16 protein-coding genes are annotated in these 21,380 nt (G+C 60.1%); 6 read left to right on the forward strand and 10 right to left on the reverse strand.

From position 1 onward, the window contains the following. Positions 1 to 51: 51 nt before the first annotated feature. On the reverse strand, positions 52 to 1,020 hold the full coding sequence (locus LVY71_RS09770; RefSeq protein WP_235099598.1) for a zinc-binding dehydrogenase: 969 nt from the start codon (positions 1,018 to 1,020) through the stop codon (positions 52 to 54). A 237-nt stretch (positions 1,021 to 1,257) separates the two neighbouring features. On the opposite strand from LVY71_RS09770, the gene LVY71_RS09775 reads away from it, so the two are divergent. The 3 genes from LVY71_RS09775 to LVY71_RS09785 all read left to right on the forward strand — a co-directional run bounded on the left by LVY71_RS09775 (position 1,258) and on the right by LVY71_RS09785 (position 4,722). After that, complete coding sequence (locus tag LVY71_RS09775) at positions 1,258 to 2,340, forward strand: substrate-binding periplasmic protein (protein WP_235099599.1); 1,083 nt, start codon at positions 1,258 to 1,260, stop codon at positions 2,338 to 2,340. 161 nt (positions 2,341 to 2,501) lie between these two features. Then, positions 2,502 to 3,875, forward strand: a complete 1,374-nt coding sequence (locus LVY71_RS09780) for an MFS transporter (RefSeq protein ID WP_235099600.1) — start codon at positions 2,502 to 2,504, stop codon at positions 3,873 to 3,875. Between the two features lie 58 nt (positions 3,876 to 3,933). Continuing rightward, on the forward strand, positions 3,934 to 4,722 hold the full coding sequence (locus tag LVY71_RS09785) for an enoyl-CoA hydratase/isomerase family protein (RefSeq protein WP_502797548.1): 789 nt from the start codon (positions 3,934 to 3,936) through the stop codon (positions 4,720 to 4,722). 23 nt (positions 4,723 to 4,745) lie between these two features. Here the strand turns inward: LVY71_RS09785 and LVY71_RS09790 are convergent, their stop codons facing one another. The 4 genes from LVY71_RS09790 to LVY71_RS09805 form a co-directional block, all read right to left on the reverse strand. Continuing rightward, a complete protein-coding gene (locus LVY71_RS09790; protein WP_235099602.1) occupies positions 4,746 to 5,870 on the reverse strand; it encodes an acyltransferase family protein in 1,125 nt (374 codons plus the stop codon). Positions 5,871 to 5,985: 115 nt separating this feature from the next. Then, positions 5,986 to 7,548, reverse strand: coding sequence for an acyl-CoA carboxylase subunit beta (locus LVY71_RS09795; protein ID WP_235099603.1), 1,563 nt, complete (start codon positions 7,546 to 7,548; stop codon positions 5,986 to 5,988). A 33-nt stretch (positions 7,549 to 7,581) separates the two neighbouring features. Next, the gene (locus LVY71_RS09800) at positions 7,582 to 7,800 is read right to left on the reverse strand and encodes an acyl-CoA carboxylase biotin carboxyl carrier protein subunit (protein ID WP_235099604.1); all 219 of its coding nucleotides are present in this window, start codon (positions 7,798 to 7,800) and stop codon (positions 7,582 to 7,584) included. 125 nt (positions 7,801 to 7,925) lie between these two features. Further along, on the reverse strand, positions 7,926 to 9,230 hold the full coding sequence (locus tag LVY71_RS09805; RefSeq protein WP_235099605.1) for an APC family permease: 1,305 nt from the start codon (positions 9,228 to 9,230) through the stop codon (positions 7,926 to 7,928). A gap of 429 nt (positions 9,231 to 9,659) precedes the next feature. Between LVY71_RS09805 and LVY71_RS09810 the strand changes: the two genes are divergently transcribed. From LVY71_RS09810 to LVY71_RS09820, 3 genes are read left to right on the forward strand one after another with little or no spacing between them, the layout of a single operon-like run. Further along, positions 9,660 to 10,793, forward strand: a complete 1,134-nt coding sequence (locus tag LVY71_RS09810) for an efflux RND transporter periplasmic adaptor subunit (RefSeq protein ID WP_235099606.1) — start codon at positions 9,660 to 9,662, stop codon at positions 10,791 to 10,793. Beyond that, on the forward strand, positions 10,793 to 13,870 hold the full coding sequence (locus LVY71_RS09815; protein WP_235099607.1) for an efflux RND transporter permease subunit: 3,078 nt from the start codon (positions 10,793 to 10,795) through the stop codon (positions 13,868 to 13,870). The genes LVY71_RS09810 and LVY71_RS09815 overlap by 1 nt, the downstream gene beginning before the upstream one ends. Then, positions 13,867 to 14,196 carry a DUF3240 family protein gene (locus LVY71_RS09820; protein ID WP_235099608.1) on the forward strand — a complete coding sequence of 110 codons (330 nt, stop codon included), beginning with the start codon at positions 13,867 to 13,869 and terminating at the stop codon, positions 14,194 to 14,196. The genes LVY71_RS09815 and LVY71_RS09820 overlap by 4 nt, the downstream gene beginning before the upstream one ends. A 71-nt stretch (positions 14,197 to 14,267) precedes the next feature. Here the strand turns inward: LVY71_RS09820 and LVY71_RS09825 are convergent, their stop codons facing one another. The 5 genes from LVY71_RS09825 to LVY71_RS09845 form a co-directional block, all read right to left on the reverse strand. Beyond that, positions 14,268 to 15,521, reverse strand: a complete 1,254-nt coding sequence (locus LVY71_RS09825) for an MgtC/SapB family protein (protein WP_235099609.1) — start codon at positions 15,519 to 15,521, stop codon at positions 14,268 to 14,270. 229 nt (positions 15,522 to 15,750) lie between these two features. After that, positions 15,751 to 17,103, reverse strand: coding sequence for a ferredoxin reductase family protein (locus LVY71_RS09830; protein ID WP_235099610.1), 1,353 nt, complete (start codon positions 17,101 to 17,103; stop codon positions 15,751 to 15,753). Positions 17,104 to 17,138: 35 nt separating this feature from the next. Beyond that, complete coding sequence (locus LVY71_RS09835) at positions 17,139 to 18,737, reverse strand: MBL fold metallo-hydrolase (protein WP_235099611.1); 1,599 nt, start codon at positions 18,735 to 18,737, stop codon at positions 17,139 to 17,141. Beyond that, positions 18,734 to 19,651, reverse strand: coding sequence for a ribose-phosphate diphosphokinase (locus LVY71_RS09840; protein ID WP_235100073.1), 918 nt, complete (start codon positions 19,649 to 19,651; stop codon positions 18,734 to 18,736). The genes LVY71_RS09835 and LVY71_RS09840 overlap by 4 nt, the downstream gene beginning before the upstream one ends. Further along, positions 19,644 to 21,221 carry a thymidine phosphorylase family protein gene (locus LVY71_RS09845; RefSeq protein ID WP_235099612.1) on the reverse strand — a complete coding sequence of 526 codons (1,578 nt, stop codon included), beginning with the start codon at positions 21,219 to 21,221 and terminating at the stop codon, positions 19,644 to 19,646. Before LVY71_RS09845 ends, LVY71_RS09840 begins: the two co-directional genes overlap by 8 nt. Between the last annotated feature and the right edge of the window lie 159 nt (positions 21,222 to 21,380).

Below are 21,380 nucleotides of genomic sequence, written 5' to 3' on the forward strand. Positions count from 1 at the left end.
TCCGGAATTGTCCTTTGAAATGCGTGTCATTCGCAGGAAGACCAAGTCGGGTCAGAACTTCAGGACAATCTTACCGAAGTGCTTGTTGGCCGACATATACTCCACGGCCTGTGCGATATCGCCGAACGGGAACACGCGGTCGATCGGTAGTTTCAATTTGCCGGATTCAACCGCGGGCCAGATGTCCTGCTTCACCGCAGTGAAGATGTCGCGGATCTCCTCGATCGAGCGCGTGCGGAACGTCACTCCGATGTAGCTGATACGCCGCGCGGCGTGGAGATCGAAGTCGAAATCGCCGTGGGTGCCGCCGAGACGGCCGACGTTGACGATGCGGCCGAGCACCTTGGTTGCGGCGAGGTTCTGGTTCATCAGCTTGCCGGACACCTGATCGATGATGACATCGACGCCTCCGCCGTTGGTTGCTTTCAGCACCTGATCGACCCACGCGGGATCGCTGGAATTGATGGCGATGTCCGCACCGTGAGTGGTGAGCTGCGCGCGGCGCTTCGGGTCGGTGGAGGAGCCGATAACCAGCTTCGCCCCCTTGAGTTTGGCGATCTGCTGCGCCATCAGCCCGACACCTGAACTCGCGCCCTGGACCAGAAGACTCTGGCCCGGCTGGAGCGCGCCGTTTGTCATCACAGCGTTGTGCATGGTGGTCAGAGCCAGCGTCAGCGATGCGGCCTGCTCGAAGTCCATGCCCGTAGGTATGGAGAACACTCGGCCATAGTCGGTCACGGCGTATTCGGCGTAGCCTCCCGCGCCGGAGCCCATCACGCGGTCGCCGACCTTCACACCCTCTGCATCAGGTCCGAGTTCGGCAATCTCCCCGGCCCATTCCATGCCGAGCACGGTACCGACGCCGCCGGCGGAGCCGTGGACGTGGCCCTTGATCATGCCCAGATCGGCACGGTTCATGCCGCAGGCATGAACTTTGACCAGAACCTGCGGCCCCTTCGGCGAGGGCTTTGGCACGTCGGTGATCGCGGCGCCATTCGCGCCGTAGACATAGGCTTTCATGGGTTTGTTCTTTCAGTCATGCGATCCGGAAAAGGTGCTCCGGTATAGCAGCGCTTTCGCCGGGTCACAAAACGCCGACTTGAGCAGCCAAAGGCCTCAAAATTGCGGACAAGGCAAAGATCTTTGGTAACGCGGCGCTTGGCAGAATCTGTCACAAACGCGTCATTGCATTTACAGCCTTGGCTTGCCGATGGAGCCGGATTTGCGGAAGATACGATGATCCTGCGGATAGTTTGTGTGGCGCTGATATCGTTGTCGGTTCTGCCGTTTGCCCACGCGCAGACGCAGAAGGCAGCGGTGCCTCAGAAGCGCGAGCTTGTGGTCGGCGTCAAGGACGCGCCGCCGTTCGCGCTGAAGGGGTCCGATGGCGCGTGGTCGGGCCTCAGCATTGAACTGTGGCGGCAGGTTGCAAAGGCGACGAACCAGACGTTCCGCCTCGTCGAAGCCCGGGATATGCCTCAGTTGATCGAGGAAACGGCCGCGGGACGTTTCGACGTCGCTGTCGGTGCGATCACGATCACCGTCGATCGTGAGAAGGTTCTCGATTTCACGCAGTCCTATTATTCGACCGGCACCGGCATCGCCGTTCCGATTGTCAGCGTGATGAACTGGGGCACGCTGGGCCGTGCGCTGACTTCGTTCAATTTTCTGCAAGCGATTATCGCGCTGATCTCGCTGACGCTCGGCGCCGGCATTCTGGTCTGGCTGCTGGAGCGGCGGCAGAACGAATATTTCGGCGGCAGCATCACCAAGGGCATCAGCTCCAGCGTGTGGTGGTCGACGTTGGCGATGACCCAGCGGTCGTCGGCGGAGAAAGGGCCGCAGACCATTCTTGGCCGCAGCGTGGCGGTCATCTGGCTGGTGGTGTCGGTGATCACGATTGCGGTCTTTACCGCTGGCGTAACGTCGGTGCTGACTACATCGCAAATCCAGGGAACAATCTACGGCGTCGCCGACCTTGCGTCGGTGCGCGTCGGCACCGTCAAGGGGACATCGTCCGAAGGCGATCTTCTGCGGCGCAAGATCAAGTTCCAGCCGTACGAAACACCAGGCGACGGCCTGAAGGCACTGCGTGCCGGCCGCATCGACGCGTTCGTCTATGACAAGCCGTTGCTCGCGTGGGCGATCCGGCAGGGGTACGCGTCGCGGCTTAAGCTGCTCGATATCTCGATCGAGACGCAAAACTATGCCTTCGCGCTGCCGCCTGACAGCCGGCTGCGAAAGTCGCTGTCGATTGCGATCCTCGACGCGATCCAGAGAGAGGCATGGAGCGAGGCGCGTATCCGCTATCTCGGAGAGGACTCGCTGAGTTCGCCGTGATGACCCGCGCTAAGAAAGTGTAACGCTTTCGTGAGTGTTGGCGGTTTCACCGGATTTTCACGTCGCGCATATGCCGCATGCAGCGCGGGCAGTGCAGGGCGGAGGGCTTCCCGTCTATATGCTGGGCACGATTCCCAGCCTCTTTCAGGATATTCGGCACGATGGACGCCATTTCGCCGACGCTCGCGCCCATCACCGACGGCCTTCCTCCCGAGCGCAGGCGCTGGGCGGTCTTGGCGATTTTCACGGCGCTTGCGATGGCGGCGCTCGACACCGCTATAGCCAACATTGCGCTTCCGGCGATTGCCGCTGATCTGCACACCACGCCCGCCGATGTGATCTGGGTCGTGAACGTCTACCAGATCGCCATGGTCGCGACGCTGCTGCCGCTGGCGGCGCTCGGCGAGATCGTTGGCCACCAGCGCATCTATCTCGGCGGACTGCTGCTGTTCACGATTGCTTCGCTGGCCTGCGCGCTGGCGTGGTCGTTGCCGACGCTGCTGGTTGCGCGTGTTCTGCAAGGGCTCGGCGCCGCCGGCGTCATGAGCGTGAACACGGCGCTGGTCCGGTTCGTCTATCCCTCAAGGCTCCACGGGCGCGGATTCGGCAACAACGCGCTGGTGGTCGCAACAGCCTTCACGCTCGGCCCGGCGATCGCATCGGGGGTTCTGTCGGTCGCATCGTGGCCATGGCTGTTCGCCATCAACATCCCGTTCGGTGTCGTCGCCATGCTTGTCGGCATCAAGACGCTGCCGCAGACGCCGCGCTCACCCCACGCGTTCGATATGCTGGGCGCGCTGCTGACGGCGATCTGCCTGTGTCTTTTCATTGTCGGGATCGGCAGCGCGGCACACGGGACGTCGGCAGTCGTCGTGATTGCGGAGTTGATGGGAGCCGTGATCTTCGGCGCGTTGCTGTTGCGCCGGCAGGCGGGTCATCCGGCGCCGATGCTGCCGATCGATCTTTTCCGCAGGCCGATGTTCACATTGTCCGTCGCAACCGCAGTCTGTTCGTTCGCGGTGCAAGGATTGGCCTTCGTGTCGCTGCCGTTCTATTTCGAGGATGTCCTGCATCGCACCCAGGTCGAGACCGGGTTCTTCATGACGCCGTGGTCCATCGTGGTCGCGATCATGGCGCCGATCGCAGGGCGGCTTTCCGATCGTCATTCCGCCGGGTTGCTGGGCGGGATTGGCCTCGTGCTGCTCGGTATCGGAATGGCGCTGCTGGCGATGCTGCCGGCATCGCCCAGCGTCGCCGACATCGTCTGGCGGATGGCGATCTGCGGCTGCGGGTTCGGTTTCTTCCAGTCGCCGAATATGAAGGCCATCATGGCCAGCGCGCCACCGGGCCGCAGCGGGGGCGCCAGCGGTCTGGTGGCCACCGGGCGGCTGATCGGCCAGACCATCGGCGCGGCGCTGGCCGCACTCTGCTTCGGCCTAGCCGGACACGGGGGCGCGACATGGGCGCTGGCGCTCGGCGCCGGATTTGCCGCCATCGGCTGCATCATGAGTTTTCTGCGCCTGACGGTCCGTTGACGCTCCGGACTTTCCGTCTTACCGGTTGTTCAAAGCAACAGTTCGGGGAGAAATGTCCGTGTCCGATCAGCCAGTGCTCCTGAAAACCGATGGGCCCATTGCGCGTATCGTCTTCAATCGTCCCAAGGTCCTGAACGCGCTCAGCGTAGAGGCGGCGGACGCATTCCTTGCCGCTTGCAAAAGCGTTGCGGCCGATAAAGGCAATCGCGTCGTCATTATCGCCGGCGAAGGGCGAGCCTTCATGGCGGGCGGCGATATTTCCGCGTTCCAGGGGCCGGCGGACGCGGTGCGCGCGCGCGTGCCCACGATCATGGAGCCGCTGCATGAAGGGTTGGAAATTCTCGCAGGGTTGCCGCAGCCGGTGGTCGCCAGCCTGCAGGGCGCAGTCGCCGGGGCGGGCATGAGCATCGCGTTGTCTACCGATCTCGCGATTGCCGCCGAAAACGCGATCTTCACGCTGGCCTATTCCAAGCTCGGCACCAGCCCGGACGGCTCGTCGTCATGGACGCTGCCGCGCCTCGTCGGCCTGCGCAAGGCCATGGAGATTGCGCTGCTGTCGGATGTCTATGATGCGCCGGAAGCGCTGCGGCTCGGCCTCATCAATCGCATCGTACCTGCTGCGGATCTCGCCGCCGAAACCGAAAAGCTGGCGCGTCGTCTGGCCGAGGGGCCGACCTTCGCGTTCGGCCGGACCAAGGCGCTGCTGCGCGGCTCGCTGGACAACTCGCTGCACGATCAGCTTGCCGCCGAGGCGGCGGGGTTCGGTGCGTGCATTGGCACGACGGATTTCGCGGAGGGCGTCGGCGCGTTTCTCGCCAAGCGTCAGCCGACATTCACCGGCAAGTGAAGCTGTTTGCCATCGTCTAGCTGCTACGCCGCCGGGGAGGCCGCGGCCGCAGGTTTCTGCGGCGGACCGATCAGCAGCTTGGTCAGCCAGCGGCGGGCTGGATTTTCCACGGTGGCGTAGGAGAAACGCCCCACCGCGAATATCAGCAGGTAAACTCCCACGACCAGCAAAAGCTGCGATCCAAGCCCGATGGTTTTGGATATCTGCGATATCAGGATCATCCCCACCGCATAGTGGTAGAGATAGATCGAATAGCTGCACTCGCCGATCCAGACCAGCGGGCGAACTTCGAGGATGCGCATCGAGGCCGGTTTGGTTGACAGAAACCAGAACAGGATCAGGAACAGCAGCGCGAAGCTGCCCGCAACCACAGGATCGCGGCCGATCGGCGCGTAGTTCAGGCTGATGCGCGCGATCATTGCGTACGCGACCGCCAGCAGGACGAAGGCCGTGCCTTTCGCAAGGCGCTCTTTGTAGACTTCATAAAATACCGCGCCGGCCGCGAACCACGGCATGTAGTCCGGAATGAAAAAGCCGTCATAGACGCCGTTGTAGCCCGGCAGCCAGCGCCGCAGCAGCGCGCGGACAACGTAGATCAGCACCGTGAAGATGACGAGGTTGCGCGCGAGATTCTGCCTCGCGAAAAGCCAATAAAGGATCAAGGCGATCATGTAGAAGCGAATCTCGACCACCAGCGACCAGTAGACGCCGGTGACGAAATCCACCTTCGGAAACAGCCCCGACCACAGCGACGTCGGTGTCAGCGTCAATGAGGGCAGGAAGTTCGGCCAGAACTGCCGGCGGGTGAAGGCAAACGGTGCATCGGACCAGTTGAGCAGAAAAAACGTGATGACCGCCGAGACGATCAGCGCCGGCCAGATGCGGACAAAGCGCCGGATCGCGAAATCGAGCAGTGACTTCGATGACTCCAGCGTCATCGCGATGACGAAGCCGGAGATGATGAAGAACAACTCGACGCCCATGTAGCCGTATTTGAAGATCACAACATTGCTGAACGTCTCGCCGTAAGGATAGAGCGTCGATTTATAATAAAAGGATTCAAGGTGATAGAAATAGTGAAATCCCATCACCAGCAGAATGGCGACGCCGCGCAAGCCGTCCAGTGCGGTCAGTCGTTGGCTGGTCATGGCGCATCCGCTTGGCTGATCGGGAGGGACCATCACGCAGGCCCCCGCCAGCGGATTCTCTCCACAGTGCCTGTTTTGTCAATTTGGCGGATCGTTTCTGCGGAGGCGTATTCCGTTACGGTCTGAACGAGAACTGCGGCGGCCCGAGCTGTTGTGCGAGGCCGGGCTGCACCAGTTCGATCCAATCGCACAGCCGCGAGCGGGTTTCGCGAGGGTGGATGAGGTCATGGACCGAGAAGGCCTCGGCCTTGAGAAACGGAGACTGGCGCGCGGCGAACTGGTCTTCGAGTTCAAGCCTTTTCGCTGCGGGATCGGCAGCAGCGGCGATTTCGTGCCGGAAGGCCAGCGCAACGCCGCCTTCCACCGGCAATGCGCCGCTTTCCGCCGACGGCCATGCCAGCACATAGCAGTCCGACGGCATGTGAGCATAGTTGGCGAGGCCCATGCTCTTGCGCACCAGCACCGCCGCCCAGGGAATAGTCGACAGCGCCACCGAGACCAGCGCCGACGCGCCGTGCCGGATGGTGGCGTCGTGCTCGGCGTCGGGACCGATCATGAAGCCGGGTTCATCGACCAATGTGACGATCGGAAGATGGAAGGTCTGGCACATATCGACAAAGCGCCGCAGCTTCTGGGCGCCGGCCGCGGTGAGCGATCCTGCATTGTGCTTCGGATCGCTGGCGAAGATGCCCACGGCATAGCCTGACAGCCGCGCGAAGCCGGTGATCTGCCCCGGTCCGAATTTCCTGCCCATCTCAAAAAACGAGCCGCGATCCACAATCGCCTCCACCACCTGCCGCATGTTGTAGATGCGCTTGCGGTTGGCCGGGATGATGTCGGCGAGTTCTGGCGCTTCGCGCGTCACCGGATCGTCTGTGGTACCTCGCGGCGTCAGTTCCCAGACATTCTGCGGCATGTAGGACAGAAAACGCCGGATGGCGTCGAAGGCCGCGGTCTCATCCTCGACCACGTCATCGACCAGTCCGCTTTTCTCGTGGACATGCGCGCCGCCGAGTTCTTCCTTGGTCATTTTGACGCTGAGCGCGCGCTCAACCAGCGCAGGACCACCGGTCAAAATCTGCGACGTGGTCCGCGTCATCACCGTGTAGTGTGACGAAACCAGCCGTCCCGCCGGAAATCCAGCCACAGCACCGACGGCGGCGCTCGCGACCGGCACCGTTCCGAGACAGCGCGCGATGGATTCGAAACGGCTGCGCTCGTACACCGCGCCGGGAAGGGTCTGAACCTTCTTGCCCCCACTGCCCGTGATGCTGGCGCCCGAGCCCTCATGAAACCGCACCAGCGGAATTTTGTACTTCAGCGCGAGATCTTCGGTGTAGATGCTCTTGCGCAGTCCGGCGGCGTTGGGCGATCCCGCGCCCATTGTGAAATCCTCGCCGGCCACCACGCAGTGACGTTCCGCGATCTTGCCGATGCCGAGCACGAAGTTGGCCGGCGTAAACGACAGCGTGCCGTCCTCCGCGCGCTCGCCCGCGCCCGCGATGGGGCCGACTTCCTTCAGCGTATCCTTGTCGAGAACGCGTTCGATGCGCTCGCGGATGGTGAGGCGGCCCCTGTCGTGCTGTTTCTGGACCGCGGCTTCGCCGCCTTGCCGAAGCGCGAGCTTGCGGCGCTCGTCGATTTCGTCGGTCTTGTCCTGCCACGCAGTCGAACGCATCGTGTGTCTCCCAGTTGGCATGCGGTGGCCGGTTCAGGTTTCCAGAACCAGAAGCGGCTGTCCTTCCTCGACCATGTCGTCGATCTGGACGAGGACGGATTTAACCTTGCCATTGGCAGGCGAGGCGACCGGAATTTCCATTTTCATGGATTCGATAAAGACCACATCGTCACCAATACCCACTTCAATCCCGACATCGAGAGTCGAAATGACCCGGCCCGCGAGTTCCGCAGTGACTGTCGTGTCGGCCATGAAGGGGTCCTGTCGCGCAAAGTTTGTCCCGCCCGGAATGTTCGAGGCAAGTGGCGCGTCAAGTTAGTTCTGTAAAGGAACTTGTCAAGCGCGATGGGCCGCGATGCAGCCCTGCGCCGGCTTCACTAAACGAGGAGATCGACCACAAGAAGCAGGAGACTCGAGATGAGGCCGGCGAACGGCACCCAGCGCGGGCAGATGAATGCTCCCGATGGTGCCGCGTCATTTCTGCTTTTGATCCGGATCAGCGCGAGATTCACGATCGCGAAAATAGCGAGCGTGAAGCGCGCCGTGAGATCCGCGAGGCCCGCGAGAGGCACTGCCAGTGCGAGCACCAGAATTGCCGCAACGCCGATGACCGTCGCCAGAAGAGGCGTATGCGTTACTCGATTCAATCTTGCTAACACTTTCGGCAGGTTGCCCTGGTCGGCAAGACCATAGAGAACGCGACCAATCATGATCATGTGGACGATGATCCCGTTGAGCGTCGCCACAACAGCGATTGCGCTCAAGGTCACGAGTGGCAGGCCTGTCAGTCGCTCGAAGACGAGGGCAAGCGGCGCCGAAGAGCGTGCGAGTTCCTGCGGAGGCACCGCCATCACTGCGATCCACACAACAAGTGCGTAGATAAGCGCGGTTAAACCGAGGGTGAGGAACAGCGCGCGGGGCAGGATGCGACTCGGTTCCTTCATCTCTTCGGCAACGTTGACGAGATGCTCGAAGCCGATGAAGGCAAAGACCGCGATGAGTGACGTTCCGGCTATTCCGATCCATGCGGATGAATCGCGCAATGAAGGCCACACTTCAGGAAGACGCGTAACAATGTCGGCTCCAAGACCTAGTCCGGCAATAATGATCAGCACGAGGCCGCCGACTTCGATGAGCGTCATGATCGCGGCAAAGGTGACCGACTGGACAGTGGCGAGACAGGCGACGATGCCCATCATCACTACCACCGTGGTTATAATCCATGGAGCCGGCGCGGTTAGAAAGACCGCAACATAGCCGGCACTGCCCACACTGATCGTCGCGGCCGATATCGTCGCGGTCGCCACCACGAGAAGTCCGACGCCGAGACTGAGCCAATCGCGCTTGAAAGCTGCTTGCACATAGGCAGCCTCGCTGGCACTCACCGGCATGCGGGTTCCCAATTCCGCAAAAGATGCCGCACTAAACGCCATGACCAGTGCTGCGCCGATGAAGGCGAGAGGCGCATGCATGCCGCTTCGACCCGCCGCAATACCGACCAGAACGTAAATGCCTGCTCCTATGGTGACGCCAAGTCCATAGAGCACCGCGTGCGTCAATGTGAGTGACCGGACAAGGCGCTGTGGCGCATCCCGTGCTGCCGCAGACTGGGTAGACATTTGACGTCCTCCTTGGCGCGTTTGACGCAGCTCTGTCAGCACGGGGCCGAATTCTTGCCGCATCAGGGATGTCGCCGGAACGAGCATAATGTTGGCTGGGTATAGTTTGGTTACGACCGGTCGTCGACGGCCTTACCGTGTCGCAACGGCTTGCCGAGTCCAATTCTCGGTTGTCTCATCTCGGGAAAGCCATTCAGAAAACTCTTGCTCTGGCGCGTCTCCTCGCTCCTGTCAGACTGGCGAGGTGATAGACGCAGATCATTCCGGCAATCGTCCTCGATTTTCAAAACGCGAACAGGTCGCAATTGCAATAGGTGCCGGATGAGATGAATGAAACCGACTGATCGCGGGGCTTGAAAGGCCGATGCGTGGTTGGATCATTGAGCACATCTAACGCTTGACACAAATCAAAGCGGGGGAGCATGGACGGACTACTCAAGTTCAATGGATCGCGCGACTTGGCCGCCCCACCGGATCATATGGTTTTTACTGATGAATCTCGCTCAGGCGATCCTAAGTCTTGGCTCCTGGCGGAGATTGACTCGCGCCTTGCTTGCGCTCGCCCTGATTGGCCCTGCAACAGTGTCGTTCGCCGAGGACGAGGTGAAGGTCAGTCCTGCGCAGGTGCAAACCTTGGGCATTCGCGTGGTACATCCCGTATCGAGTCGGACTGATCTGACACTGCCTTATCCCGCCCAGATTGTTATTCCTACGCCCCAGTTGTGGGTGGTGAGCGCTCCCGTGGCCGGTATGGTCAATGGTCTGTCGGTTGCACGAGGTGACCGTGTCAATTCCGGCCAGCCACTTGTCACGCTTGAGAGCCCGAGCTTTGTGTCACTTCAACGGGACTACCTGCAAGCCTTCGCGCAGGATGTGCTTGCCGCCCAGCAGCTCAAACGGAACACCGACCTCTTCGAAGGGAGGGCGGTGGCGCAACGCGTTCTGGAAACCAGTCAGACCGAAGCCCGCCAGGCAAGTATCGCTGTAGCGGAACGTCGGCAGATGCTTCGGCTCAGCGGTCTTTCCGATGCGGCAATCTCGCGCTTGACCAGCGAGACGGCGATCACGGCGACAGTTTCGGTCACTGCGCCTCAGCAGGCAACAGTTGTTGAAATTGTGGTTTCCCCCGGTCAGCGGGTTGAGCAGGCGGCGCCGCTCGTCAAGCTCGCACGATTGTCGACCTTATGGGCCGAGATTGCGATTCCGGCATCGAGCATCCGCGCCATCCGACCCGGCGCGAGAGTTGAAATCGACGGTTATGCGTCCCCTGGCCAGGTCATACTGGTGTCCGAAACAACGGACGCGGCAACCCAGACCGTTTTGGTGCGAGCAGAGGTGCAGAATACGGGTGAACTACGCCCCGGACAGACCGCCGCTGTACGGATCGGCTTTCTTTCCTCCAGTGAAAGCGCCTGGGAGGTCCCTTACAGTGCCCTTGTCCGGCGCGGGGACAAGGCATCGGTCTTTGTTGCAATCGAGGGAGGATTTCGCCTGGAGCCCGTGACGCTTCTGGCTGAGGATCAGGACCACGTCGTGGTGTCAGGCGCGATCACTGACAAGGACGAAGTGGCCGTAAGCGGCATCACCGCCCTGCGAGGAATCCTGCTGCGGCTCGGAGCCCAGTAATGCTCGAGCGTCTAGTCGCCTTTGCGCTTTCACAGCGCATGTTTGTCGCCTTGAGCGTTCTTCTGCTCATCGGCGCGGGCATTGTTGTTCTGCCTACCTTGCCGATCGACGCATTTCCTGACGTCTCACCCGTGCAGGTGAAAGTCATCATGAAGGCGCCGGGTCTCACTCCCGAAGAGGTTGAACAACGGATCACGGTCCCAATCGAGCTTGAACTGCTTGGATTGCCTAACAAGAAAATCCTTCGCTCGACAACCAAATACGCGCTTGCCGACGTTACCGTCGATTTTGAAGATGGCACCGACATCTACTGGGCGCGCAACCAGGTATCGGAACGGCTATCCAATATCGCGCGTGATCTTCCAGAAGGCGTGACCGGCGGCCTTGCTCCGATCACAAGTCCTCTCGGCGAAATGTTCATGTTCACGATCGACAGTCCTGATCTCTCGCTGGCGGAGCGGCGAAGTCTGCTCGATTGGGTGATCCGCCCGGCGCTGCGAACTGTCCCGGGGGTTGCCGATGTCAACTCGCTCGGTGGCTACGTCCGGGCCTTTGAGATTGTGCCGATCAGCGATGCGCTTGCGGCGCGCGGCATTTCGTATGATCTGTTTCGGCGGGCGATCGACGCCAATAGCCGCAATGATGGCGCCGGCCGTGTCAATCAGGGCGAAGACAGCGCCCTTGTCCGCATCGAAGCCAGCATTCGCTCGATCGATGACATCAAGGCCATCGTGGTCGACACCAGAAACGGCATTCCGATCCGGGTCAACGATGTTGCCCGCGTCCAGGTCGGTTCGCTCACGCGCTATGGCGCCGTCACGATCGATGGTCGCGGCGAAACGGTGGAAGGACTCGTGCTCGGATTGCGTGGCGCCAATGCGGGCCAGCTTGTGCGTGATGTTCGCCAGCGCCTGCAGGAACTGCAGCCCGCGCTGCCGAAGAGTGTTACCATTAACGTGTTTTATGATCGGAGCAGGCTGGTTGGCCGCGCGGTCGGCACCGTCGTGCGGGCATTGGGTGAAGCTACGGTTTTGGTCATCGTTTTGTTGCTGCTGTTTCTCGGCAACTGGCGAGCCTCGCTTGTGATCGCCCTGAGCCTGCCGCTTGCAATCATGATCGCGTTGATCGCCATGCGCGTCGTCGGCATGTCGGCCAACCTGATGAGTCTGGGCGGCTTGGCGATTGCCATCGGCATGCTGATCGATGCGCTGGTGGTCGTCGTCGAAAACATCGTGGGAAATCTCAGCAAGAATCAAGCAGGGAAGACGACACCGATCATTCATACGGTGTTCCGTTCGGTCTGCGAGGTGCTGGAACCAGTCGCAACAGGCGTAATGATCATCATTATCGTTTTCGTACCGCTGCTTGCACTGCAGGGGCTTGAGGGAAAGCTGTTCATTCCCGTAGCGCTTGCCATCATCTTCGCGCTGGCTGCCTCCCTGTTGCTGGCACTCACGGTACTTCCGGTGGCGACTTCGTTTCTCCTCAAGGCGGCCCCGCACCGGGAGCCCTGGCTCGTCCGCCTTGCGTCACGAGGCTATGCGCCGGCGCTTGGCTGGGCACTGAACAATGAACGCAAGGTGATGGCTGCGGCAGTGGCAGCTCTCATTGCGGCGGGCTTTGCCTATACCCAGTTGGGCAAGACATTCATGCCGACCATGGATGAAGGCGACATTATCATCAGCGTCGAGGCAATTCCGTCCATCAATCTCGATCAGTCAATTGCGATCAATGCCAGGCTTCAGGTTGCCATTCTGGCGCGGGTACCTGACGTTGCGGGGATCGTCGCTCGAACAGGATCGGACGAACTCGGCCTTGACCCGATGGGCCCCAATCAGACCGACACGTTTCTGGTTTTAAGGCCGTCGGAAGAGCGAAAGACGACTGATAAGTCTGTCCTCCTTCAGCAGCTTCGTCATGTGCTGAACGACTTTCCGGGTCTGTCGCTCAGCTTCACTCAGCCGATCGACATGCGTGTCCAGGAGATGATCAGCGGCGTGCGTGGCGACGTCGCGGTGAAGATCTTCGGTCCTGACATCACCAAGCTCAACGAAATCGCAAGCAGGCTGTCCGGTATCCTCTCCAGCATCGATGGCGCTGAGGATGTTTACACGACACTCAACGAAGGCGCTCAATATTATACTGTCTCCGTGAACCGGCTGGAGGCGGGTCGTTTGGGTTTGGCGGTGGATGCGATTGCCGCCTCGCTGCGCACCCAGATTGAAGGCCGGACCATCGGCACCGCACTTGAAGATGGACGCCGCACGCCGATACTGCTTCGCGGCAGCGAGAATACCCGTGAGGCGCCATCCATGCTGGCCAATCTGCCCCTGACGCTGGCGTCCGGACAGCACGTGGCGCTCTCTCAGGTTGCCCGCATTCATCGGGTTGATGGTCCTGTCAAGATTGACCGCGAAGACGGAGCCCGCATGAGCGTAGTCCGGTCCAATGTTCGAGGTCGCGACATGGTGGGCTTCGTTCAGGCTGCGCAGCAGAAGGTGGAGGCAGAATTGACGCTGCCGCAGGGTTATCGGCTTACTTGGGGAGGCCAGTTCGAAAACCAGCAGCGGGCGGCCGCGCGCTTGTCGATTGTCGTTCCGGTTGCCATTGGACTAATCTTCGTTCTGCTCTTCACCACATTCGGCTCGATCCGCCAGGCGCTGATGGTTCTGGTGAACATCCCCTTCGCCCTCATCGGCGGTGTATTTGCGCTTGTCCTGACAGGTGAATACCTGTCTGTTCCAGCTTCGGTAGGGTTCATCGCACTGCTAGGCATCGCAGTTTTGAATGGCGTTGTGCTGGTCTCCTACTTCAACCAGTTGCGCGCCCATGGCATCCCGGAGGACCGCATTGTCGTTGAGGGCGCCAAGCGTCGGCTTCGGCCGGTGCTGATGACCGCCAGCATTACTGCTCTCGGACTTGTCCCATTATTGTTTGCTTCCGGCCCCGGATCGGAAATTCAGAAGCCGCTGGCCATCGTCGTGATCGGCGGGTTGCTATCGTCGACGCTTCTGACCCTCATACTTCTTCCGATCCTTTATCGTCGGTTTGGCAGTGTTGCGAAGAGGGTCGAATGACAGTCGAATCCGTTTGCCTGACACTGATCGCCGCCCGCAATCTTCGCGAGGAACTGTTCGATTATCTTAGCGAGCAGCGCGATCTGGTATCAGGCTTCACGGCATCCGATGGCGCCGGTCACGGCCCGATGGCGCGGCTGCGGACGGCGGCCGAGCAGGTTAAAGGTCACGCCGACGAGGTGCTGGTGCGAGCAATTCTGGAAAGGAAGGATGCCGCGCGATTGCTCGCCCGGCTGAAGACAGCATTCGCAGGAACCAGACTGGTATATTGGATCATGCCAGTCACGGAATTTGGCATGATTGATGACTTGAAAGTTGAAAACTAAGCTGAGCGCCCTTGAGGCATCGCTCCGCGCCAAGATCACGCGGGTTCGAAAATTCAGGCAACACGGTTCGTTCAACCGACGATCAAGCCGTAGAACGCGCCCGCCCATGCCGCAAGAGCAACCAGCAGCAATCCCGGGATCACGCGGGCAGCAAACAAAAACCCTCCGCTTGTGGCCGCAAGAACGATCTTGCTGATCGTGTTGGTTGAAAGGCCGGCGAGGACTGGCAACAGCGCGTCCGACGCCGTAATTTTTCCCGATGCAACAAGAGACGCAACCGAGACCGCGGCGGAATGTGTATCGGCGAAGCCTGCGATCGCCGCAGCGGCGATGATGCCATTCGCACCGAACCGGTCCTGCAGCACTGCGGATGCGACGAGAATGACGGAAAGAGTAAGCGCAAACACGAACGCCGTCCGAAGACTGAAGGCGCGGCCTTTCTGCAGTTCCGCTTCATTCTTCTGTCGCAAGGCCAGCATCGTAAAAGCTGTCCCGTAGACGATCGCAACGGCACCGGCGCAGATCAGCGGAACGGCCAAGGATATAAGTGTGGCCATGCTTGTGGCGGCCAAAACCAGCGCCATCTGGATGATCGTGGCAACCGTCGATAATACGGCGCCTGCAACCGCTGCGGCCAATACATCCTTTGCTTTGGTTGCACGTGCGCCCATTGCGGCGATCGTCGCGGCACTGGAAATGAAGCCTGAAGCGAGGCCGGCGACCGGCAATCCAAACCGCGCTCCGAGCAGGCGTACCGCAACATAGCCTGCCGCGCTGATGGCCATGATAAGGATAACGACGACCCAAATCGCGTGCGGATTGAAGGCCGCATAGGGTCCCATGGGACGATCGGGCACGAGGGGCAGGATAATCAGCGTTGCTCCTGCGAAGAGCAGGGCGTCCTCCAGTTCATCTTCGGTGAGGATGTTTCCGACGAACCGATGCAGCCGGGATTTGGCGGCGAGTACTATGGCAACCATCACCCCAAGCCCGCCCGCAAGCGCCGGCTGTTGCATCGAAAGTCCTCCGAGCAATACGGTGACAGTCAACGCGATTTCAGTCGTAAGTCCCGGATCCTTTTGATTTCCCCGCCAATAAGCGACCGCAATCAGGGCGATAACGCCGGCGGTCGTAACAGCCAGCATGGTCGGACCGCCCACGACGACGCTGACGGCGCCGGCAAGAGAGGTGACGGCAAACGTTCTTATGCCGGCGGGCGAACGCGACGGTCCAGTCCCCTTGCGGCGCTCCCGCTCGGCGCCGATCAGCAGGCCGATTCCCAGTGCGGTGGCCAGCTTCAGGATGATGGGATCGATCATGGTCATTCGTTATCCGACACGCCGACGCGAAATTGCAGTCGTGAAGAAGTGTGCATATCACACGAGCGCCGTTTGCCGAATTTCTGTCCTCTCGATCCGGAAAGGGCTACCGACCTGACGTCCATCCGTCGGCCTCTGTGCCGAAGTCGTTCCGACGCATGCAAGTCACATTGGAGTTGACCGGCGATACCGCGGAGGATCGAAGGGAGCCCGGATTTTACCGGCATCCACTTCGTTACCGCATGGCGAATAGCTCCTGATGGAATCGGTCCTTAACGGGAAAACCGTGTGCGGCAAAATCTCGTTTCAGCGCTTCGCCGAAGCCAGTCGGACCGCAAAACCAGATGCTTGCATCGCGCCATTGCGTTGCAGCCTCGCGAATGCGGTCGCCGGTCAAACGTCCATCACGAGCATCGACCAGAACATGCAGGCGAACATCGGCGGAGGAGGCGTCGGCCGCCAATTTGCCGAGGGCGGCTTCGTCGACATCGGCGGTGGTATGGAAGAGATCGATTGTTTGGGCTGCAGGCCAATCGGGATCTCCCTTCTGTATGGATAGGTGTTTCATGCGCGCGACGAAAGGCGTGATGCCGATGCCGCCTCCAATCCAGATCTGGTGCGGGCGGTCGTCGTCGAAAGTGAAGCAGCCATAGGGCCCTTCGACCTTCATCTCCTGGCCGACACGGAGCTTCTCGCGCAGGTGGCTCGTGTGGTCACCCAGCTCCTTGGTGATGAAGGTGATTCTGGGGTTGTCGGCATGCCAGCTGGAAGCAATGGTATAAGGATGAGCTCCTTCCGACGCGTCTGACGTAGCGAAGGCGAACTGGCCCGGCTTGTGGCCTGGCCAGCCGTGCGGCACCTCGATTTCGGTCTCGAGTGTCCTGACGCCGGGATAGTATTGCAGCGAGGTGATCGCGCATTTGACCTGCCGCCCAGCACCCACCCGGCGCAGGAGGACAATGACAGCCGCCCGTGTGCCGCTGGCAAGCAGTACCGCCATCACGACCCCGACGGGTGACGTCCAGTAGCTGAACTTGAATAGTACGACGGCATGAAAGACGAGCAACAGATAGGCGACGGCGAGAAGGCGATGCGTCTTTTGGAAGAGCCGGTAGGGGAAATACTGAATGAGCGCCAGCGCGATCAGAACCACCGTGGCATAGAAGGCCCATTCGCCCAGGCCTTCAGCCACTTCGCGCAGATTCGCAAAGAGCGCCTCGATTGAATTTTCGATAGCGGGTCTTGGTCCGCGCGCCGGCCGCTCCAACACGCCCCAGCCGACCGCCCATTTCGGTCCTTCGGACCAGAGCCAATGGATGGTAGCGACGACCAAGGCTGCGATGCCGAGCCATTTGTGCAGACGATACATCTTGTCCAGACCGCCTAGCCACTGCTCTGGCCAGCGTGGTCGCAGCGCCAGGAGCATCGCGAGACTCATGCAGCCGATTGCGGCAATGCCGCTCAACTGCACCATCGATCCGCGAAGAGCAAAGAAGGTCGTTGACTGAAATATGGAAGGTTCCGCGATCAACCATAGCAAGACGAGAAGGGCGAGCGCGCTCCAAAATGCTCGTTTAAGGTTTTGCATGGGGCCGTTCCTTCAGGATGATTTTGATGGCCCGCTTACGCCTGGTCTTCAAGCGCCCGTCTTAGCCGTCTGATGATAACCCCGCGCGCGCGATCATCTGCCGCGGAATCCATTTTTTCATTGATGTCGAGAATGAGTTTCGACATGTCATTGTGCCAATCCAGATGGACGACGGCGTCAGGTGTCAAACGCCGGCGGCGTGTCGGTTCAACGAGCGTTGGAACAGGCGTTGTGAGTTCGTAGATCTCGTCAAGAATGGGGATATGGATACGAGATTCGGGAATGATACGGTTCGCGAGACGTTGCTCTAATCCCTTCAACGCATCGTCTTCTCCGTGAACCAGGAAAACGCCTTTGCGGATCGGGCGTCGGGCAGCGATCCAGCGCTCCAGTTCCGGCCCGTCGGCATGGCCGGAGTAGTCATCCATTGACCTGATCCGGGCCGCGACGTGGATTTCCTCTCCCTGTATGCGCACAGCCTTGGCGCCGTCGCTGAGAAAGCGGCCCAGCGTGCCCTGAGCCTGGAAGCCAACCAGAAGGATGGTTGCATTGCGCCGCCACAGCCAATTCTTGAGATGATGACGGATGCGCCCCGCATCGCACATGCCGCTGGCGGCCACGATAATGTGGAAGCCTGAAAGCTTTTCTATCGCTTTGCTTTCATCGACTGTCTCGGAGAAGCGCAGATGCAAGGAGCGTAAGGTGCGTGCAAGATCGACCTCGCTATCGAGGCTTGAAGCGTGCTGGCGAAACACTTCGGTCGCGTGAATTGCCAGCGGAGAGTCGAGAAATACTGGTCCAGCGGGGACAGTCCCGCGCTCCATCAGATCAATGATATCGACAAGAAGCTCCTGGGTTCGCTCTACCGCGAACGCCGGTATGATCAACGCGCCATTGGCTGCTGCGGCATCACGGATTTCGGCAGCCAGCCTCTCGCGACGCAGTTGTGAGGATGTCTGCGGCCGATCGGTATCACCATAGGTCGATTCGGAGATGACATAGTCGAACTGGGCCGGCGCTTCGGGATCTGGCTGAAGCAGTTTGCCATCGGGGCCGATATCTCCTGACATCAGTATCCGCAGAGGAGGATCTGACTCCTTGCCGTCGGAGATTTCGAGCTCGATCGAGGCGGAGCCGAGCAGATGCCCTGCATTCCAGTAGCGCGCGCGGACTCCGGGGGCCGCCTCGAACCACGTTTCGTATTCGACCGCTTGAAATGAGGCCAGCGATGAAATCGCATCGACTTTCGTGTAGATAGGAGAGACTTCCGGCCTGCCGCGAGCGACGTTTCGCCGGTTCAATGCGACAACCTCCATTTCCTGAATGCCCCCGGCGTCGGGGAGCATGTAGGAACAGAGGTCGATCGTGCCGCGGGTCGCCAAGATGCGCCCCTTGAAATGAGCTTTGACCAGCTTCGGTAACAGGCCGCTGTGATCGATATGAGCGTGGGTCAGAAACACGACGTCAATATCGGATGGCCGAAACGGGAAGTCGCCGTAGTTCAGTGCTTTGAGTGTCTTCGGTCCCTGAAAAAGTCCGCAATCAACCAGAAAGCGCGCTCTGGCGGTTGTAATCAGATAGCATGAGCCGGTCACAGTATGAGCTGCGCCACAAAACTGGATGGTGACACTCATGGCTGCAGTTCCTTCGGCTGACGATCATTAAGTTCATCGCGCAAAGCGTCAGCGAGTGTTGCGTCGAGTGGAATGGCATTCGTTGGATGCCGCACGCTGTCAGTGGATCGGATAGATCGTATTCCCGCTCGCGCGAATTCTTCGGTCTGATCTGCGGGAAACAGCGCATGAGTGACGATGGCATCGATCGTTCCCACGCCTGCCGATTTCAGCATTCGCGCGCAGGTCGTCAGGGTTCCACCAGATGACACGATGTCGTCGACGAGCAGGATGGGGCGGCCGCCCAAGTCTTGATCCGGAAGAGTTATCCTCACCGACTGATCGCCTTGACGGGTTTTCTTTGCAACCGCGAAGGCCACGCCGAGGTGTCCTGCCAGTTTGCTGACCCAGGCGCGGGATTCCTCATCTGGCCCCAGAAGAATGGTCGCTGGATCAAGGCCGGACGCTTGCAGGTGTGAGGCGATGGCAGGCATCGCGGACAAATCGTCCGCCGCAATTCCCGAAAAGACGTTGCGGATGTCTTTGGTGCGATGAAGATGGGCGTCTACCGTGATGACGCGATCGACGATGCCAGACAGCAGATTGCCAATAACCTTCTGACTTACGGCTTCGAACGGCTGGAACGCCGCATCTTGCCGCATATAGCAGAGATAAGGAGCGACAAGGATCAGGCGGCTCGTGCCATTGCGCCGCAACGCTTCTGCTGCAAACAGGAGTGAGATCAGCTTTTCGTTAGGCTGGTTCAGGGATGCATAGATGATGGTGGTCGAAGCGGGAGGCGATACGGTCGCGCGCAATTCACCATCGGGAAACCGGTGCAATGCGATCGGCTCCGCGGCCACACCGAGCCGGGATGCGAGGCGCGTCGCGGCGTCGAGAGAGTCTGGAAGGCATTGAAGACCGATTTTATGCATGCGCGCCGTCTTCAGAGGACGATGGACTTCCAATTTTGAAACCGGAATTGTCGCGGGCGGCTTTGACGGCGAGATCGTGCTCCGAGGCATCGCACGAGTAAATCCGGTACAGCGGGTCGCCCTTGTTGACGCGATCGCCAATCTTTTTGAAGATCTTGATGCCCGCGCCCTTGTCGATCGGAGCACCGGCAGTGCGCGCAATGCGGTTCATTTTGAGGCAGTCAATGCCCGTCACCACGCCGTCTGCCGTTGCGAGCAAATCGCTTTGAAGAGTTCCAAGCTCTGTCGTGCATCCCGAAGGGCCCTGTGCGGCGATGATGTCCTGCATTTTCTTCAGCGCAGCACCGCTGTCCAAGAGGTCGCGCGCCCTGGCGTAACCGGCGCCTCCGCGCAAATCCGGATCGTACTCCAGAAGTTGTCCGGCAAGCCTCAGCGACTTCTCACGCAGGTCTTTCGGTGCATCCGTCTTGTTTTCCAGTACGGCCATAATGTCCTGCGCTTCCAGCACAGGACCAATTCCAGATCCGATCGGCTGCCGGCCATCGGTGGTAACTACATCGACCGCTATGCCAAAATAGTCGCCTGCGAACTCAAATAATTTTCGCAGCCGCAGCGCTTCGTTGGCGTTGGTGACTTTCGAAGACGGACCCACGGGAATGTCGATCAGCAGGTGGGTTACACCCGCCGCGAGTTTCTTCGACATGATCGAGGCAACCATCTGTTCGTTCGTGTCGAGACTCAGCATGCGCTCAACGGAGATCAGGATGTCGTCGGCGGGCGAAAGATTGACGTGTCCGCCCCAGATCAGACACCCCTTACAGTTCGCGACGATCTCTTTCATCTCGGTTATTCCGACATCGACCCGCGCCAGTACCTCCATAGTGTCGGCGGTACCTGCCGGTGAGGTGATCGCGCGCGATGACGTTTTCGGAATCGTGAGTCCGTGTGCCGCCACGATAGGAACAACGATCATCGATGTCCGGTTGCCGGGGATGCCTCCGATGCAATGTTTGTCGACGACGATATTTTGTTGCCATCGAAGCTGGGTGCCGGCGGCGGCCATCGCCTGGGTCAGCGCGAGCAGTTCGTCTGCCGTCAAGAAGCGCGCCGATCCTACAAGAAAGGCGGCGATTTCGACGTCGGAGTAGCGATAGTGGGCGATATCATCGACGATGGCCTGAATCTGCAGGGCGTTCAAAGCATGGCCCTGAACCTTTGCGCGGACGGCATCGAGGCTGACCGGTGGCTGAGCCGGGGAGACGCTTACCAATGAGCCTTCCGGTTCGTTCAGGCGGCGAAATGCGGGCGCCGCGAGCCCGAGGTCATCCGGGCCGACCACGGTGTCATCGTCCGTGATCAGCAAGGTGGCCAGAAGAACTTTCTGTCCGCAGCGCAGTTCAACGCGGCTGAAGCCACTGAAGACGTCGGGACGCAACGCGTGCGAGCGTCGCGAGATGACGGCGACGTTTTCCCGTCCGGTATCGAGATTGGCAAAGCGAATCTTGAGTTGTGGCCGCGAATTTGCGCTGAGAACTGCCGACTGAAAGGATGATCGCTCTGAACTTGCCATATTTTGAAGCATCACATCGTGCCGTGACGGATGCTGATCTAGATCAAGCTAGAGCGCGGCGACATCATCACGACCGGCCAATATGTGATTGAGCTTATCGATTTCGTCCTTTCGTAAGGCTCTATGTGCAACGAGAGGTCAAAAGGGGGGTACAAGCGG

Source organism: Bradyrhizobium sp. G127 (assembly GCF_021502575.1).
In the GTDB taxonomy this organism is placed as follows: Bacteria; Pseudomonadota; Alphaproteobacteria; order Rhizobiales; family Xanthobacteraceae; genus Afipia.

What these genes read in the sequence shown, in the direction of transcription:
- LVY71_RS09840 (WP_235100073.1), bottom strand. Translation starts at nt 19,651, where the DNA reads ATGCATAAAATCGGTCTTCAATGCCTTCCAGACTCTCTCGACGCCGCG.
- LVY71_RS09815 (WP_235099607.1), top strand. Translation starts at nt 10,793, where the DNA reads ATGCTCGAGCGTCTAGTCGCCTTTGCGCTTTCACAGCGCATGTTTGTC.
- LVY71_RS09805 (WP_235099605.1), bottom strand. Translation starts at nt 9,230, where the DNA reads ATGCGGCAAGAATTCGGCCCCGTGCTGACAGAGCTGCGTCAAACGCGC.
- LVY71_RS09825 (WP_235099609.1), bottom strand. Translation starts at nt 15,521, where the DNA reads ATGACCATGATCGATCCCATCATCCTGAAGCTGGCCACCGCACTGGGA.
- LVY71_RS09795 (WP_235099603.1), bottom strand. Translation starts at nt 7,548, where the DNA reads ATGCGTTCGACTGCGTGGCAGGACAAGACCGACGAAATCGACGAGCGC.
- LVY71_RS09780 (WP_235099600.1), top strand. Translation starts at nt 2,502, where the DNA reads ATGGACGCCATTTCGCCGACGCTCGCGCCCATCACCGACGGCCTTCCT.
- LVY71_RS09800 (WP_235099604.1), bottom strand. Translation starts at nt 7,800, where the DNA reads ATGGCCGACACGACAGTCACTGCGGAACTCGCGGGCCGGGTCATTTCG.
- LVY71_RS09830 (WP_235099610.1), bottom strand. Translation starts at nt 17,103, where the DNA reads ATGCAAAACCTTAAACGAGCATTTTGGAGCGCGCTCGCCCTTCTCGTC.
- LVY71_RS09835 (WP_235099611.1), bottom strand. Translation starts at nt 18,737, where the DNA reads ATGAGTGTCACCATCCAGTTTTGTGGCGCAGCTCATACTGTGACCGGC.
- LVY71_RS09770 (WP_235099598.1), bottom strand. Translation starts at nt 1,020, where the DNA reads ATGAAAGCCTATGTCTACGGCGCGAATGGCGCCGCGATCACCGACGTG.
- LVY71_RS09845 (WP_235099612.1), bottom strand. Translation starts at nt 21,221, where the DNA reads ATGGCAAGTTCAGAGCGATCATCCTTTCAGTCGGCAGTTCTCAGCGCA.
- LVY71_RS09810 (WP_235099606.1), top strand. Translation starts at nt 9,660, where the DNA reads ATGAATCTCGCTCAGGCGATCCTAAGTCTTGGCTCCTGGCGGAGATTG.
- LVY71_RS09790 (WP_235099602.1), bottom strand. Translation starts at nt 5,870, where the DNA reads ATGACCAGCCAACGACTGACCGCACTGGACGGCTTGCGCGGCGTCGCC.
- LVY71_RS09820 (WP_235099608.1), top strand. Translation starts at nt 13,867, where the DNA reads ATGACAGTCGAATCCGTTTGCCTGACACTGATCGCCGCCCGCAATCTT.